The sequence below is a fragment of the Enterobacter sp. SORGH_AS_0287 genome (genome assembly GCF_031453695.1).
GTDB classification, from domain to species: Bacteria; Pseudomonadota; Gammaproteobacteria; order Enterobacterales; family Enterobacteriaceae; genus Enterobacter; species Enterobacter ludwigii.
Genome location: NZ_JAVIZW010000001.1, coordinates 2,072,767 through 2,089,444 on the forward strand (window position 1 = coordinate 2,072,767; position 16,678 = coordinate 2,089,444).

The following is a 16,678-nucleotide window of genomic DNA, read 5'->3' on the forward strand; positions in this document are numbered from 1 at the left end:
GGTCTGAGAATAAAAAAGCGGGCTCTGATGCCCGCTTTTTTTTATCCGTTATTGACGATAACTATCCCGCCGTGGTCGTAACGGTAGTGACAGTGGGCATACTCAAGCGGTGTGCCATCCTCCAGATAGATAACCTGCTCCACCTCCAGCACCGGATCGGTCTGCTCGCAGATAAGGTGTTGCATATCCAGCGCGTTCGGTTTTAGCGCCCGCACCACCCGGTACGACCCCATAATTTTCAGCCCCAGCGTCTCCTGCACGTAGCGGAACACGGAGCCTTCAAGATGGCTTTTATTCAGACCGGGCACCAGATTAAGCGGCATAACGGTGGAGTCCAGCGACATCGGCTCACCGTTGAGCAGACGCAGCCGAACAAAGTCATAGACAGGCGCATCGGCGTTAATCATCAGCGAGGCCTGCTCCTTCTCGTTTGGAAAACGCAGCTCGAAATGGACCACGACGCTGGAAACGGTACCCAGATGCTCCCAGGTTTTTGTTGCGCCGAAGTAGTCGCTGCCGGAAAGATCCCACTGCGAGAGTTGCAGGAAATTTTTGCGGATAAACGTCCCCTGCCCCTGACGGGTATAGATCAGCCCTTCCACAATTAACTGGCGTATGGCCTGCTGTATGGTCATCCGGCTGGTGCTGAACTCCGCCGCCAGGGCAAACTGGTCCGGGAGCGGTTCGTTGGCGGCGTATTGCTGGCTAATAATGCGTTTCTTAATTTCCCGCGCTATGGTGATGTACTTCGCCGCCATCGTCCTTCCTTTTTGTTAGTTTTCTGTCCCGCTGTTTTTTAATGCCACTCTCTCGGCAATTTTGAGGAAAGGCAGGTAGAAGAATACACCAAATACAATGATTGCCAACTGCACGACCACGGCGCGCCAGTCCCCTGCCGTTGCCAGCCAGGCGCTCAGAATGGGCGGGGTTGTCCACGGGATCATAACCACACAGCGCGACATTAACCCCAGGGTCGTACAGAACCACGCAAACCAGATACCTATGGCAGGTAGCAGCACAAAGGGGATCATCAGCGGCAGGTTGAACACAATCGGCAGGCCAAAAATGACCGGCTCGTTGATGTTAAACAGGCCCGGCGCCAGCGACAAACGGGCCACCTGTTTCGCCGATTTTTGCCGTGAGAAGACGAAAATGGCAATCAACAGGGAAATCGTGCTGCCGGTGCCCCCCACCATACCAAAGGTCGGTACAAAGATATTATTGATGATATGTGGGACAGGCTGACCGTTGGCAAAGGCCAGCATATTCTCGTTGGTGTTGATCAGCAGAAACGGCTCCAGCACCACGCTGTTAACCACCGACTGATGGATCCCAAGCGTGAACAGGAAGTTACCAAAGCTATAGATAAAAATCGTGCCCGGCAGGCTGGTGTTGATCAGGCGCAGCGGCTGCTGAATAAAAGTGGTGATCAGGTGGATGAGATCCGTGTGCAACACGTTCGCCAGAAGCGCGGCCAGTATGGCAAACAGGGAAAGCGTCAGGATCGTCGGGATCAGCGCGGTAAACGATTTGCTGACCGCAGGCGGTACATTTTCACCTAAAGAAATGTGCAGCGCTTTCAGACGAGAAATGGCGATAAACAGTTCCGTTGAGAGCAGACCAATCAGCACCCCGGCAAAAATGCCGGTTGAGCCAATATTGGAGAACGTCAGCACCTGCGTGACGTTCACCGTGGCGTCGCTGCCGACGGGCGTGAGCTGTAAGCGCATCGGCATCATAATGATAAAACTGCTGATGGCGATAACCACTGCCGAGACCGGGTTGTCGAAGTCTTTGTTGCGTGCCAGCGACCAGGCAATCATCGGTGCCAGCAACAGCGCGGCGATATTCAGCGTACCGTTAATAATCGCCTCGCCCCACACCTTAAAATGCACCAGCGTGTCGCCTTCAAAAATCCATGGAAATACCACGTTATTCACCAGCACCGCCAGACCGGCAAGGATGAAAATGGGCATGACCGTGGCGAAGGCATCGCGCAGGGAACGCAGGTGCACCTGGTTTGCCAGGCGCGCCGAGAACTCAACAAATCTGTCGACAAAAGACTGCATATGCGGTGTTATTTTTGTTTCAGACATAGCGGATATTTCCCTTCAATCAGTCACAAAAACGGCCCGGCAGCGTACGGCTTACATCTCGCGTCCGTTGGTATGGATAACCTGTTTCAACCATGCGTAGCTCTTCTTCGGTACGCGCTTTAAGTCTTTGAGGTCGTGGTTTTCACGGTTCACATAGACCACGCCGTAACGCTTACGCATGTCTCCCTGTGAACTCAGAATGTCGATTAAGCCCCAGCCGAGGTAACCGATCACCTCTGCGCCATCCTCAAACATGGCTTGTTTCATCGCCTCGATATGCGCCCGGTGGTAGTCAATACGGTAGATATCTTCAATCGGATTCACACCGTCCCAGGACTCGATCACCCCAATACCGTTTTCAATCGGGAATACCGGCATACGCCAGTCGTTGTAATAGCGGGTGATGATGGTGCGAAAGCCCAGCGGATCAATCTGCCAGTTCCATTCGGTCGCTTTCAGGTACGGGTTATTTTTATCACCGTGCAGAAGGTAATCGTTGACCGGCGTTCCTTCGAGGATCGCATCGCTGTCGAGGGTTTTACTGGCGTAGTAGCTGAAGGCCATATAGTCGTTTTTGGTACGCGCCAGCAGCGCAAGATCCTCAGCGCGGTAGATATCCGCAAAACCTTGCTGTTCAACGACCGCCATCACCGCCGGGCTGTAACCCTGGCCGGCAAAGACGCGCAGCAGGTTCTGGTTGAGGAATTCGTCATACTGCTGGGCGCAGAAGATATCACGCGGTTTACAGGTCGCCGGATAGACCAGCTGGTGCGCCAGCATACCGCCCATCAGCTGGCCCGGACGGGTCTGGTGCAGGTATTCGGTCAGGGTCATATGCGCGACCATGGTGTGGTGCTGCAGTTCATACAGCTCGCGCAGGGTTTTCTCGCCTTTCATATAGCCCGAGATCCGGAAGGCTTCCGGCATGTGGAAGATGTTCTGCTCGTTAAACGTCAGCCAGTACTTCACCCGGTCGCCGTAACAGTCGATCATCTTTTTGCCGTAGCGGATAAACGCGTCCATCACACGGCGATCGTTAAAACCGTTGTACTCCTGCGCCAGCGCCAGCGGCATATCGAAGTGGTAGAGGCAGATCATCGGCTCAATGCCGCGGGCAATTAAATCGTTAATAAAGCGGTCATAAAAGGCGATGCCTTCGTCGTTGAAGTCACCGTCGCCCTGTGGACATACGCGGCTCCAGGCGATCTGAAAGCGGTAGCAGTTCATGCCCAGATCCTGCATCAGGTCGAAATCTTCCCGATAGCGGTGGTAGGAATCGGTCGCGACTTTCCAGTCAGACACGTTCTCCCCGGCTTCGCGAATGTCATATACCGACATTCCCTTTCCTCCCTCATTCCAGGCCCCTTCCGTCTGCATACTGGATACGGAATTGCCCCATAAAAAATTGGCTGGCAGAAATTGATTCATGATCGCTCCCTATATGACTAGTCATTTAAAATTTCATGACTAGTCATATAGGCGAAGACGAAAAATCAATCAAAGAGGAGGATCGTTTTTTGTGAGCAAGGCGGGAAAAAAACCCGGTCAGCGAAGCGAGACCGGGGAGAAGGACGGTTATTGTTGTGCGAGCTGATGACGACGATATTCACCCTGCCGCTCCAGCATCCAGCCCGGGTATTCGCGCGGCAGCGCGCTGACGGCATCAAGCTGTTTAAGCTCATCTTCGCTTAAACGGATCCCGGTGGCGGCAATGTTGTCGTCCAGCTGGTCGACACGTTTGGCACCAATAATGACGCTGGTTACGGCCTTCTGATGCAGCAACCACGCCAGCGCAATTTGTGCCACAGAGACACCTTTGCGCTCGGCCAGGGTGCGCATCACATCCACGCAATCGAAAGCACGCTCTTTATTCACCGGCGGGAAGTCAAATTCCAGGCGGCGACCGCCGGATTCACTCTGCCCGTCACGGCCATATTTTCCGCTAAGCAGACCGCCTGCCAGTGGGCTCCAGACCATCAACCCGACGCCTTCACTCTGCATCATCGGTATCAGTTCACGCTCAAGATCGCGCCCGGCGATGGTGTAATACGCCTGCAGCGAAGCAAAACGCGCCAGTCCAAGGCGTTCGGAAATGCCCAGCGCTTTGGCAATCTGCCACGCCGCCCAGTTAGAGACGCCGATATAACGCACGTGCCCATGCTGCACCAGGTTATCCAGCGCGTAGAGCATCTCTTCGACCGGGGTTGCCGGGTCAAAACCGTGGAGCTGATACAGATCGATATGATCAAGCTGCAGACGGCGCAGGCTCTCTTTGACGCTACTGATGATGTGATAGCGCGAACTGCCGCGGGAGTTCACCCCGGCCGTGCCCGTTTCGCCAAACACTTTGGTGGCAACCACCACATTTTCGCGCGGAATTTTCAGGTTCTTCAGCGCCTGGCCGGTGATCTCCTCCGAGCGCCCTTCCGAATACACATCCGCGGTATCGATGAAATTAATTCCGGCATCCAGTGCACGGCCCACCAGCTGCTCGGCTTCACTTTGCTGCAGCTGACCAATCTTGCCCCACATGCCGCCTTCTCCGCCGAAGGTCATGGTGCCAAGGCACAGTTCAGACACAAACAGACCGGTATTGCCCAGTTTTTGATAACGCATAAGATAATCCTCGCATGTCGTTCGATGGGTACCCGATAGTTATACCCGCCCCATAGCCATCGCGAATGTGGTGTTCCTGTCCGTTTCTTGCCCAATCCTCTGAATCTTATCCGCGCGGAGCCTCACCAAAGACCTTGTAATCCGGTAATTGCACCTGCTGATACGGCTCCCAGCCGCCGCCCAGCGCTTTGTAGAGCGCAACCAGATCGAGAGCGCTTTGTACCTGCGCCTGCGCGCGTTGCTGCTGCGCCTGCGCCAGCTGCCGCTGGGCATCCAGCACGTCAATAAAGCTGGCGATCCCCTGCCGGTAGCTGTCGCTTGCCAAATCAAACGCGTTTTGCAACGCATCGATGGTTTTAGCAAGGCCGGCTTCACGCTGCTGATCGGTGCGGTAGCTCACCAGCGCATTCTCTACGTCCCCGAGCGCGGTGAGCACCGTCTGGCGGTAGTCGAGCACTGCCGCGCCCTGCTGCGCACGCGCCACCTTCACGCTCGAGACCAGTCTTCCGCCCTGGAAAATCGGTATCGAGACCTGCGGGCCGAAGCTGTAGAAGTGGCTGCTCCAGTCCGTCAGCCAGTTGGTTTCGCTGTTTCGCAGGCCGAACTGCCCGGAGAGGGTAAAGCTCGGGAACAGCTGCGCCACGGAAACGCCAATTTGCGCCGTGGCGGCGTGGAGATTGGCTTCCGCCTCGCGCACGTCAGGACGACGACGGGCCAGCGTAGAGGGGATACCCGTTTGTACGATATCCGGCAGGGCGGGCATCGGCTGCGCCGACTGCAGCTCCGCATCCAGCGCCCCCGGCGGCTTGCCGAGTAAAATCGCGAGACCATTCATTGCCTGCCGTGCCTGGGCCTGATACTGAGGAAGCTGCGCTTCGAGGTTCCCCAACTGGGCACGCGCATTTTCAACGTCCATCTGCGGTGACAGCCCGCCCCGCTGGCGGCTTTCGGTGAGTTCCAGGGTTTGTTGCGCGCTCTTAATCTGGGTGTTCAGCGTGGCAATGATGCTCTGCGCACCCCGCAGCTGCAGCCATGCGCGCGCCACTTCCGCCTCCAGCGACACCAGCGCGTCGTTACGCTGCTCTATCGCCGCTTTCTGCTGCGCTTCGGCAGCCTCTACCTGTCGGCGCACCTTGCCCCACAGGTCGATTTCCCACTGCGCATCGAAGCTCCCCTGGTAAAGATTGATCGGCTGCGTCAGCGGCCCTAGCGCGCCCCTGAGTTCAGGATCCACGTTATCAAGCTGGTCGTACACGCCGTGGGATTTCAGCTCTCCCTCCAGCCCAAGCTGCTGGCGCGTGGCCTGCAGATTACCGTTTACGGAAGGGTAAAACGCCCCACCCGCCTGGTTAATCTGTTCGCGCGCCCCGGCAATACGCAATACCGTCTGCTGCAGGGATAAATTTCCCGCGATCGCGCGCTCTATCAGGCTGTCCAGCTGCGGTGAACCGAAGGTTTTCCACCAGCGTGGGTTGGTTGCCGTCGAGGCCGTTTTTGACTTCACGCCGCTGTCACCCGGGTCGTTCCAGTGTGTCGGGGTCTGCGACGCCGGCGGCTGGTAATCCGGCCCCATGGCACAGCCTGCCAGCAGCATGATCATCAGGGGGGTTAAACGTCTGTGTATCATCAATGTGCTCCTGCACTCCCCTCGCTCTTAACCGGCGAGAGCAACAAACAAAACGGAATCAGTAACATGGCTACCACACTCAGAATGGTGAACACGTCGATATACGCCAGGAAGCGCGACTGCTCGATCATGGTCTGGTACATGCGCCCGGTGGCGATACCGGTAGGGTCCCCGACCTGAGTGGTGAAGTTCTGGATCGCCTGTGCGCTTTCGCGTATCGCCAGCTGGAACTGTTCATTAAACGGTGACGCGTGATAGGCCAGATGCGCGCTGTGCGCCTGGGAACGTTCGGTAATGGCCGCCGTAGAAAGCGAGATGCCAATTGAGCCCGCCACGTTGCGGAACATGGTGAACAGCGCCGCCGCATCGGCGTTCAGCCGCCTCGGTATCGAAATAAAAGCAATGGTGGTGAGAGGAACAAACAGGAACCCAAGCCCTATCGACTGGGCGCTGCGGAACAACACCAGCGTTTCGAAATCGATATCCGGGGTCAGCGTACGTGACCAGAAGAACGACACCGCCAGGCAGGTAAAACCGAAAGCGATAATCCAGCGCGTCTGCACCACCGGCATCAGCTTCAGCACCAGCGGGATAGTCAATACGATCAACACGGCGCCCGGCGAAAGCACCAGCCCCGACCAGGTGGCGGTGTAGCCCAGATCCTGCTGTGCAAGCTGCGGAATCACCACCGAACTGCCGTACAGAATCATCGCCATGCCCGCCATCAGCAGGCTGGAGATGGCGAAGTTGCGATCTTTCATGCAGTGCAGATCTACCACCGGTTTTTTGGCATACACCAGCCAGTAAATCGCTCCAATAATGCCGATGAGCGTCAGCACGGCGAAGGTGCGAATAAAGTTCGAATAAAACCAGTCCTCATCTTCTCCCCGGTCGAGCATCACCTGCAGGCAGCCCAGCCCCAGCGCGATCAGGCCGATCCCCGTCCAGTCGATAGACAGCTTCTCTTTCGATTTGCTTTCCCATGGCGGGTCTTCCAGCAGCTGGTAGATCGCCAGCACCGTTACAATCCCCACCGGAATGTTGATGAAGAAAACCCAGCGCCAGGAGTAGTTATCGGTGATCCAGCCGCCCAGCGTCGGGCCAAGTACCGGCGCAACGATGATGGCGATTGACGACAGGCCAAACGCTTTACCCCGGTCCTCGGGTTTAAAGTAGTCGAGCAGCACCGACTGCTGCGTGGGCTGCAGCCCCCCGCCGAAAAAGCCCTGCATTACGCGAAAGAGAATGATTTGCCACAGCTCGGTGGCGATCCCGCACAGGAACGAACAGACGGTGAACATCACGATGCAGATCAGGAAGAACTGCTTGCGGCCAAAAACCCGGCTCAGGAAAGCCGATATCGGCAGCACTATGCCGTTTGCCACCAGGTAGCTGGTCAATACCCAGGTGGATTCGTCGTAGCTGGACGAGAGCGACCCGGCCACATGCGGGAGTGCCACGTTAACGATAGTGGTGTCGAGGATTTCCATAAACACCGCCAGCGTGACCACAATCGCCACCGCCCACGGATTACTGGCGGGTCGCCAGTTGTCGTGGCTGTGATCCGTCATTCCACTGTCACCTTCGGTGCAACCGACAGCCCAAGCGGCAGCGGTTTGTTGGGATCCAGCCCTTTATCAATCACGATCTTCACCGGCACGCGCTGAACGATTTTGACAAAGTTACCGGTAGCGTTTTCCGACGGGAAGGCGGAGAAGCGCGAGCCGCTGCCCTGTTGAATACTGTCGACATGGCCTTCGAGCGCCATATCCGGCCAGGCATCTACGGACACCTCGACCTTATCGCCCGGCTTCATGCGTTCGAGCTGCGACTCTTTAAAGTTCGCCACCACCCACACATTCGGCGAGACCAGTGAAAACAGCGCGGTACCCGCCTGCACCAGGGTGCCGGGCTGGACGTTGCGTTTAGTGACAAAACCGTCAAACGGGGCGCGGACTTCGGTGTAAGAGAGGTTCAGCGTCGCGGTCTCCAGCTGCGCTTTGGCCTGATCGACCTGGCGCTGACGCGCTTCCACATTGGTTTCCTGCTGGCGGATCTGCAGCTGTACCTGCTCCGCCACTTCAAGCTGCGCCTGCGCACTTGCCAGGCCCGCCTGGGCACTGCGCAGCTGGGCATTGGCGGTATCAATACTTTGCTGGGTGGTCGCTCGTGGGTCAACGCCTCGCTGGCGGCGATACTCCGCCTGCGCATTGGCCAGATCGGCCTGCGCTTTAATCACCTGCGCTTTGGCTTCATCACGCTGAGCGGGATACTGGACTTTTGACAGCGCCAGCTGCGCCTGAGCCTGATGCAGCTGGGCGATCGCCAGCCCAAGCTGGGCCTGCGCCTGATCGCGCTGGGCGGTGGTATCACGCGGATCGATAACCACCAGCAGGTCGCCCTTTTTCACCCGCTGGTTATCGCGCACGCGCAACTCGGTGACATAGCCTGCCGTTTTCGGGGCAATCGTCACCACATCACCGTCGGTAAAGGCGTCGTCAGTGGTCTCTTCGTTACGGGTTAAAAACCACCAGACCAGCGCCACGATAACCATCACCACCACGACAATGCCAAGGATGATTAACGGTTTTTTGCCCGGGCGCTTACGCTGTTTAGTGTTGTTTTCCTGCTCGTCAGCAGGCAGGTTTTGATCTTCAGCCATAGGTCAGCAACAGTCCTGTCAGTGAGCGGCATCACACTATGCCGTTCACTAAAGCTAGGACGTTGCTATACGTTTGCCAGGAAAAACTGACAAATTGCGCACTATATGAGAAGGAAAATTCCGAAACCGATCGCCGCGGCCCAAATCAGCATCGGGATCGACCAGACATGGAAACGCCACCAGATACGACGATCGTTAGCCATACGCAGGGCAATCAGGTTAGCAAGCGAACCGGGCAGCAGCCCAAACCCGCCGATATTCACCGCCCATGCCAGCAGCGTGTCAGGGGGAACGTAGTTGAGGAGTAAAATGGTGGAAGGCACGTTGCTGATGAACTGTGACAGACCAATCGCCGTGAGCCACAATCCCGGCTGCGACAGGCCACTGACGCTGTGCAAAAGGTGTTGCAGTACCGGAAGCTGGATAAGCAGATGCACATCAATAAACATCACCATAAAGACCAGCAGTAACGTCCAGTCCACGCTGACCAGCACGCGCCGCGCCAGGAATAAAAAACCGGCGGCGACGAGCAGTACGCCCGCCAGTTCATACTTCAGTTCCAGCGCGAACAGGAAAACGATGTACAGCGCCAGACAACTCCACACCAGACGCGGCTGCCACTGCGGGCCCGTGGTACCGCTGTGGTACTGCAGTTTTTTGACCGGGAACGCGAACCAGCAGACCGCCAGCAGCGACACCATCATCACCAGCGCCAGCGGAGCCATCTGCCAGGTAAAAGCGGCAAACGACAGCCCGGAGCGTCCCCACAGGAGAATATTTTGTGGGTTGCCGATAGGGGTCAGAAGCGAACCGGCGTTAACGGCCAGTGCCTCGAAAATGATCAGCCGGCTAACCGGGATCTCGCAGAGCTTACGCAACGTGAGCGTGAGTGGCACAATGATAAACAGCGCCACGTCGTTGGTCAGAAACGTCGACAGCACCGCAGCAGAGAACACCATAAACAGCGCCAGACGGCGTTCAGTGGCAAAGCGGCGCACCATTTTACGTCCCAGGACGTCAAAATAGCCGCTCAACTCTACCCCTTTGGTGAGCATCATCAGGCCACTGAGGGTAATGATGGTGCGCCAGTCAATCACCGCAGGCCAGGTGTGTGGCGCAAACGGCACAAAGATGCTCAGTACTGCGCCAATGATGAATAAGAGATGGAAGAAACGATCGCGTGCCAGGGCCTGCAGTCCGGGGATGTTCATTCAGCGGAGGGACCATATTTAAGGGTAAACTCGCGGAACTTAACCAGCGTCTCTTCGCTGACGTGGTGTTCCATTCCTTCCGCGTCCCGGCGGGCAATTTCCGGGCTTACGCCCAGCACCAGTAAGAAGTTTTCGACGAGCTGGTGGCGCTCGCGACTCTCCTGGGCGAGTTTCTCCCCTTCCGGCGTCAGAAAGACGCCGCGCCAGGGGATCATTTCAATCAGGCCCACGGAGGCCAGACGTTTTAACATTTTTGCCACTGTCGGTTGGGAAACGCCCAGCCGTGCAGCCATATCCACCTGGCGCGCCTCCCCGACCTCGCGAATCAAATCGGAAATCAGTTCAACATAGTCATCAATCAACTCACGACGGTGCGCTTCACGTACCTGGCGAAAACCTTCGACATGTTCTTCAACATTCACCAGTTGCGTCGTTTTTCTGATTGTTGGCTTACCTGCGCGACGGTTCATTGTACTTCCTCAGTGGGGTGACGCTTCCAGCGCCCGGTATCGAGAGCGCACATTGTAAACCATCCCTCTACAAGCACAAAAAATTAACGAAATAGCCATAGCTATACAATATAGCCTGTGCTATATCTGTATGTAATGCAGTCACCCTTCACGGATCGAAGGGATCAAAAATCAGGAGGTCTCATGAACGAATTCAAGAGGTGTATGAACGTGTTTACCCACTCTCCCTTTAAAGTACGCCTGATGCTGTTGAACATGCTGTGCGATATGTTTAACAACAAACCCCCGCATCAGGACGACAAACCTTCCCACTAAGCGGCGTTGCGGTACGCCGCTTCATTTTTCCGTCACAAACCCTCTGTACACTGGCTTTTAGCCGCCCTATTCCCGATCTTTTTTACGGATTTGCAATCCCCTTCGCAAAACATCTGCTTAGCAACTGTTGCTATTATTTAGCGCTCGCACTATCTTCTTGCAGCCCTGCACAATTTGCGGCTCGCTGAAGCGGACCCTCATTCCCTCTCCACGCACTGTCAGGCAGGTTATGACCCTTGACGCCAGGGTGAGCACATGGCGTTTTTATCCATGATAGTGACCTATGAATTTAACCCTGATAGACACCGTTGTTACCCGTAGCCGGGCCTTAAGCCCGTGGACGGGATTTTACTTTTTGCAGTCATTACTGATTAACTTTGCGCTGGGCTATCCCTTTAGCCTGCTCTATGCCGTGGCCTTTACCTGCATATTGCATGTGCTGTGGCGAACGGCTCCGCGCGCGCAAAAAACGTTAGTCGGAATCTGTTCTCTGGTCGCTGCACTCTATTTCCCGTTTGGTCAGGCTTACGGCTCGCCGAACTTTAACACCCTGCTGGCGCTGCACTCGACCAATATGGAAGAGTCGACAGAGATCCTGACGATCTTCCCCTGGTACAGCTACGTGGTCGGCCTCTTTATCTTTGCCCTTGGCGTGATAGCCGTTCGCCGTAAAGCGGAAGAGAAAAAAACGTGGGGAAAAATTGAGCACCTGTGCCTGGCGTTCAGCGTGGTGGCGTTCTTTGTCGCACCAGTACAAAACCTGGCCTGGGGCGGGGTGTTCAAGCTGAAGGATACCGGCTATCCGGTGTTCCGTTTTGTGAAAGACGTCGTCGTTAACAATAAAGAGGTGCTCGACGAACAGGCACGTATGGCTGAGCTTTCAAATATGAAAGACACCTGGAACGTGCTGGCCGTGAAGCCCAAATATCACACCTATGTGGTGGTGATCGGTGAAAGTGCACGTCGCGACGCCATGGGAGCCTTTGGCGGACATTGGGACAACACACCGTTCGCCAGTTCGGTCAAAGGCACCCTGTTTACCGATTATGTTGCGGCCAGCGGCTCAACGCAGAAATCTCTCGGCCTGACGCTGAACCGGGTGGTCGACGACAAACCCCAGTTTCAGGATAACTTTGTTACCCTGGCGAACCGCGCAGGTTTCCAGACCTGGTGGTTCTCCAATCAGGGACAAATTGGCGAATACGATACGGCCATTGCCAGTATCGCCAGACGCGCCGACGAAGTGCAGTTCCTGAAGAACGGTGATTTTGAAGCGGACAAGAACACGAAAGATGAAGCGTTGCTGAAAATGACGGCGCAGGTCTTTGCCTCTCCGCGTACCCAGCCGCAGCTGATTGTTCTGCACCTGATGGGATCTCACCCGCAGGCCTGCGATCGGACCGGCGGTAAATACGCAGAGTTTGTGCAGTCCAAAGAGACCTCATGCTATCTCTACACCATGACGCAAACCGACGACCTGCTCAGCAAACTGTACGATCAGTTACGCAATACGGGTGACAGTTTCTCGATGGTCTACTTCTCGGATCACGGGCTGGCGTTTAAAGAGCGCGGTAAAGAGGTGCAGTATCTGGCGCACGACGATAAGTTCCAGCAGAACTTCCAGGTACCGTTTATGGTTGTGTCGAGTGATGATAAAACGCATCGCATTATTAAAGCGCGGCGTTCGGCCAATGATTTCCTGACCTTCTTCTCGCAGTGGACGGGGATTTCGGCACAGCAGATAAAAAATGCGTACCCGTTTGTCTCTAACAAGAAGGCTCCCCCAGTTTACATTACCAACTTCAAGTTACAGAAAGTTGACTATAACCATCTGGGAACCGATATCTTCGATATTAAGAGTAAATAATACGGGCAATCTGCTACCCTCTCCTGCAAGGCGAGGGATTAACGTAAAAAAAAATCCGCCACATTGGGCGGATTTTTTACTGGCTCACCGAAGTGATTAGAAGCGGTAACCTACGCCCGCGATCCAGGTGCCAACGTCAACGTTGCGGATACGGCTCTGCTCATAAGAGAAGTCCAGAGCGACGTCCTGGATTGGGTTGAACTGCAGACCCGCGCCATAGGAGAAGCCGTAGTCGCTGTTGCTTGCAGTGCGGTTCAGACCCTGGTTTTCGGTCTGCTGGAATTTACCGTAGCCAACACCTACAACACCGTAGATGCTTGCCCAGTCGTTCAGACGGTAAGCTGGACCAGCAGTGATGCCGTAGTACTGGCCTTTGTTGTATGCGCCGTTTTCAGAACGATCTTTCTCGGTGTAGGTGAAAGAACCGATCACGCCCAGTGGGTTGTTATCCTGCTCGTAACGATACTTCAGGTTGAAACCGTTAGCTTTGTTCATCACGCCCTGCATATCGCTCTGAGCGTAACCACCAGTTACAGTAGAAGTAGCAGCTACAGCGGTACCTGCGGAAACAGCCAGTACAGCGGCCAGTGCTGAAAGACATGCAATTTTTTTCATAACCACCTCAAATGTGCTTCAAGTAAGTCCGTAAGTTTTAAATATATCAAAAAAATTTGCGAAACTCTTTGTGATTCGTGATGTCTAACTGAACCTTTCCTGTAACAGAACGTTTCCAGCGTCAGCTATCTCATTCAAATCACATACAATTTTCGCTATAAAACGCTCATACTGCGCGCCTGCGCCGTTACATTCATCCAGATTATTCCTAATCTGACAGGCGATAAATCCACCAGCGCTTAACCATTTTACGGAATTTACACGTTTTTTTTTCAACGGTCTCTCAACCGTTGCAGCTTATTTCCTTTACACTGCAACCTTTACTTCATTTGACATAAGTTGACAGGAGAAAGGATGCCTGGGTTATCCCGCTCGTCGTCGGTCTGGTTGCCGGTTGTCGTCATACTCATCGCCATGTTGTCCATTCAAAGCGGTGCCTCGCTGGCCAAATCCCTCTTTCCGCTGGTCGGTGCGCCTGGGGTCACGGCCCTGCGTATTGCCCTCGGAACCGCGATCCTGGTGGTGATTTTCAAACCCTGGCGTTTACGCTTTAAAAAAGAACAACGCTTACCGCTGCTTTTTTACGGGCTGTCCCTGGGAGCGATGAACTACATGTTCTATCTCTCCATCCAGACAATTCCGCTGGGGATTGCCGTGGCACTGGAGTTTACTGGCCCGCTGGCGGTAGCGCTTTTCTCGTCCCGTCGTCCCGTTGACTTTATCTGGGTAATTTTAGCCGTTCTTGGCCTGTGGTTCCTGCTGCCGCTGGGTCAGAGCGTCTCAGAGATCGATCTCACGGGCGCGGCGCTGGCCCTGGGGGCGGGTGCCTGCTGGGCTATCTATATAGTGACCGGACAGCGCGCCGGGGAAGAGCATGGCCCGGCGACGGTGGCAATCGGTTCATTAATTGCCGCTATCATCTTTGTGCCGGTGGGTATGGCTCAGGCCACCGAGTCCATCTGGCAATGGTCAGTCATGCCCATCGGGCTGGCGGTCGCCATTCTTTCCACAGCACTCCCCTACTCTTTAGAGATGATAGCCCTTACGCGCCTGCCGACGCGCATTTTCGGCACGCTGATGAGCATGGAGCCCGCGCTCGCCGCCCTGTCAGGGATGGTCTTCCTCGGGGAAACCCTGACCTTCACCCAGACGCTGGCCCTGTGTTCGATTATCGCCGCCTCAATGGGCTCAACGCTAACGATGCGCCCGGAACCTAAAGTTGAGAAAATTGACCTCAATTAGCGCCCTATATTCTGCGTGGCTTTATAGCCATGCAGAATAAAGGCCAGTTTCCCGTTTAAAATATTTTTTTACATACTTTGCACTCTTCGTGAAATATTTCCCCCGCTGTCGATAACGTTTTCCTGAATTAGGATTGATCTGCATCAATTTTAAACAATCCCTTTAATTTCATACCATTGTAAACACAATGTCCTTCTCACTATTAAACTGATAGGCAGAGCCTCCCCGCAGGGAAAAAATCCGGTGCTATACTTAATCCCGCAATTACCTGGGAAACAAACATCAAGAGGATATGAGATTATGAGTACCGCTAAACTGGTGAAAACGAAAGCGTCTAATCTGCTTTATACCCGTAACGATGTATCGGATAGCGACAAAAAAGCGACCATTGAGTTGCTGAATCGCCAGGTGATCCAGTTCATCGATCTTTCGCTGATCACCAAACAGGCCCACTGGAATATGCGCGGTGCAAACTTTATTGCCGTTCATGAAATGCTGGATGGCTTCCGCACAGCACTGGTTACCCACCTCGATACCATGGCCGAACGTGCCGTACAGTTAGGCGGTGTGGCACTGGGTACCACGCAGGTGATTAACAGCAAGACGCCACTGAAAAGTTATCCGCTGGATATCCATACCGTTCAGGATCACCTGAAAGAGCTGGCAGACCGCTACGCGATAGTGGCTAATGATGTGCGTAAAGCTATCGGCGAAGCGAAAGACGAAGATACAGCCGATATCTTCACAGCCGCTTCCCGCGACCTGGACCAGTTCCTATGGTTCATTGAGTCCAACATCGAATAATTCATAAGAATTTCCTATACAACCCTCGCCCTCCGGTGAGGGTTTTGCACATCTATGGTGCACGTTTTTGGCCTGAGACGCTGCAAAAGTGAAAAAATTGTAATAATCACCTCACACAACCGTTAACGGAAGATTGTTTTTTCGTCAGAATTTACGCTAAATAACGCTTCGTCTGTTGAGCCAAATGACGCGCACCAAAACGGTGCTCCACTTTGGTGCAATAAAAGTTCATTGCCCCGTTTTCTGTGCAATGCATAACATCATCCCCTTTGTAAAACAACAGCTTGTAAAGTTGGCACGATTTTTTCATTGTGCCACTCGTTCTCGCAGGGGATCGCCCCGTGGATATAAAAGGAAATGCTATGAAGTCTGTATTAAAAGTTTCACTGGCTGCACTTACCCTGGCTTTTGCGGTCTCTTCCCAGGCTGCCGACAAACTGGTTGTGGCGACCGACACGGCGTTCGTTCCGTTTGAATTCAAACAGGGTGATAAGTACGTTGGCTTTGATGTTGATCTGTGGGCTGCTATCGCAAAAGAACTCAAACTGGATTACACCCTGAAGCCAATGGACTTCAGCGGCATCATCCCGGCACTGCAAACGAAAAACGTTGATCTGGCCCTGGCCGGTATCACCATTACTGAAGAACGTAAAAAAGCGATCGACTTCTCTGACGGCTACTACAAAAGCGGCCTGCTGGTGATGGTGAAAGCCGATAATAACGATGTAAAAAGCGTGAAAGACCTCGACGGTAAAGTCGTTGCGGTGAAAGGCGGTACCGGTTCTGTTGATTACGCGAAAGCAAACATCAAAACCAAAGACCTGCGTCAGTTCCCGAACATCGATAACGCCTACATGGAGCTGGGTACCAACCGTGCTGACGCGGTGCTGCACGATACCCCTAACATCCTGTACTTCATCAAAACGGCGGGCAACGGCAAGTTCAAAGCCGTCGGTGATTCTCTGGAAGCCCAGCAGTACGGTATTGCGTTCCCGAAAGGCAGCGACGACCTGCGTACGAAAGTTAACGGCGCGCTGAAAACCCTGAAAGAGAACGGCACCTACAACGAAATCTATAAAAAATGGTTCGGTACCGAGCCTAAATAATAATTCTTAAAAATGACGTTCACTCGGGGGCGACCTTTCGCCCCTGC

15 protein-coding genes are annotated in these 16,678 nt (G+C 54.5%); 5 read left to right on the forward strand and 10 right to left on the reverse strand.

Annotation, left to right across the window (positions count from 1 at the left end; translation table 11 throughout):
* Window positions 1-41 precede the first annotated feature (41 nt).
* From QE396_RS09840 to mntR, 9 genes are all read right to left on the reverse strand, one after another.
* Entirely contained in the window at window positions 42-758 is a 717-nt protein-coding gene (locus tag QE396_RS09840; RefSeq protein ID WP_014169269.1) for a GntR family transcriptional regulator, read from the reverse strand.
* Between the two features lie 15 nt (window positions 759-773).
* Entirely contained in the window at window positions 774-2,096 is a 1,323-nt protein-coding gene (locus QE396_RS09845) for a PTS sugar transporter subunit IIC (RefSeq protein WP_020884903.1), read from the reverse strand.
* Window positions 2,097-2,147: 51 nt separating this feature from the next.
* Window positions 2,148-3,524 carry a glycoside hydrolase family 1 protein gene (locus QE396_RS09850; protein WP_020884904.1) on the reverse strand — a complete coding sequence of 459 codons (1,377 nt, stop codon included), beginning with the start codon at window positions 3,522-3,524 and terminating at the stop codon, window positions 2,148-2,150.
* Window positions 3,525-3,671: 147 nt separating this feature from the next.
* Window positions 3,672-4,712 (reverse strand): aldo/keto reductase, encoded by a 1,041-nt coding sequence (locus tag QE396_RS09855; RefSeq protein WP_014169266.1) that lies wholly within the window; start codon window positions 4,710-4,712, stop codon window positions 3,672-3,674.
* 106 nt (window positions 4,713-4,818) lie between these two features.
* Window positions 4,819-6,339 carry an efflux transporter outer membrane subunit gene (locus QE396_RS09860; protein ID WP_020884905.1) on the reverse strand — a complete coding sequence of 507 codons (1,521 nt, stop codon included), beginning with the start codon at window positions 6,337-6,339 and terminating at the stop codon, window positions 4,819-4,821.
* Window positions 6,339-7,910, reverse strand: a complete 1,572-nt coding sequence (locus QE396_RS09865) for a DHA2 family efflux MFS transporter permease subunit (protein WP_014169264.1) — start codon at window positions 7,908-7,910, stop codon at window positions 6,339-6,341. The genes QE396_RS09860 and QE396_RS09865 overlap by 1 nt, the downstream gene beginning before the upstream one ends.
* Entirely contained in the window at window positions 7,907-9,001 is a 1,095-nt protein-coding gene (locus QE396_RS09870; protein WP_020884906.1) for an HlyD family secretion protein, read from the reverse strand. Before QE396_RS09870 ends, QE396_RS09865 begins: the two co-directional genes overlap by 4 nt.
* Before the next feature lie 101 nt (window positions 9,002-9,102).
* On the reverse strand, window positions 9,103-10,212 hold the full coding sequence (locus tag QE396_RS09875) for an anion transporter (RefSeq protein WP_047366372.1): 1,110 nt from the start codon (window positions 10,210-10,212) through the stop codon (window positions 9,103-9,105).
* A complete protein-coding gene (mntR, locus tag QE396_RS09880) occupies window positions 10,209-10,682 on the reverse strand; it encodes a manganese-binding transcriptional regulator MntR (protein WP_014169260.1) in 474 nt (157 codons plus the stop codon). The genes QE396_RS09875 and mntR overlap by 4 nt, the downstream gene beginning before the upstream one ends.
* Window positions 10,683-10,865: 183 nt before the next feature.
* Between mntR and mntS the strand changes: the two genes are divergently transcribed.
* A complete protein-coding gene (mntS, locus tag QE396_RS09885; RefSeq protein WP_020884908.1) occupies window positions 10,866-10,997 on the forward strand; it encodes a manganase accumulation protein MntS in 132 nt (43 codons plus the stop codon).
* 283 nt (window positions 10,998-11,280) lie between these two features.
* Window positions 11,281-12,864: a phosphoethanolamine transferase gene (locus QE396_RS09890; protein ID WP_025204621.1), complete on the forward strand. Its 1,584-nt coding sequence runs from the start codon at window positions 11,281-11,283 to the stop codon at window positions 12,862-12,864.
* Between the two features lie 96 nt (window positions 12,865-12,960).
* On the opposite strand, the gene ompX is transcribed toward QE396_RS09890, so the two are convergent.
* Complete coding sequence (ompX, locus tag QE396_RS09895) at window positions 12,961-13,479, reverse strand: outer membrane protein OmpX (protein WP_020884910.1); 519 nt, start codon at window positions 13,477-13,479, stop codon at window positions 12,961-12,963.
* A gap of 354 nt (window positions 13,480-13,833) precedes the next feature.
* Here ompX and rhtA point away from each other — a divergent pair, with 354 nt between their 5' ends.
* The 3 genes from rhtA (at window position 13,834) to glnH (ending at window position 16,631) form a co-directional block, all read left to right on the forward strand.
* Window positions 13,834-14,721 carry a threonine/homoserine exporter RhtA gene (rhtA, locus tag QE396_RS09900; protein WP_020884911.1) on the forward strand — a complete coding sequence of 296 codons (888 nt, stop codon included), beginning with the start codon at window positions 13,834-13,836 and terminating at the stop codon, window positions 14,719-14,721.
* A 300-nt stretch (window positions 14,722-15,021) separates the two neighbouring features.
* A complete protein-coding gene (gene dps / locus QE396_RS09905; protein WP_010428924.1) occupies window positions 15,022-15,525 on the forward strand; it encodes a DNA starvation/stationary phase protection protein Dps in 504 nt (167 codons plus the stop codon).
* Window positions 15,526-15,887: 362 nt separating this feature from the next.
* Window positions 15,888-16,631, forward strand: a complete 744-nt coding sequence (glnH, locus tag QE396_RS09910) for a glutamine ABC transporter substrate-binding protein GlnH (RefSeq protein ID WP_014883108.1) — start codon at window positions 15,888-15,890, stop codon at window positions 16,629-16,631.
* The last annotated feature ends 47 nt before the right edge of the window (window positions 16,632-16,678 follow it).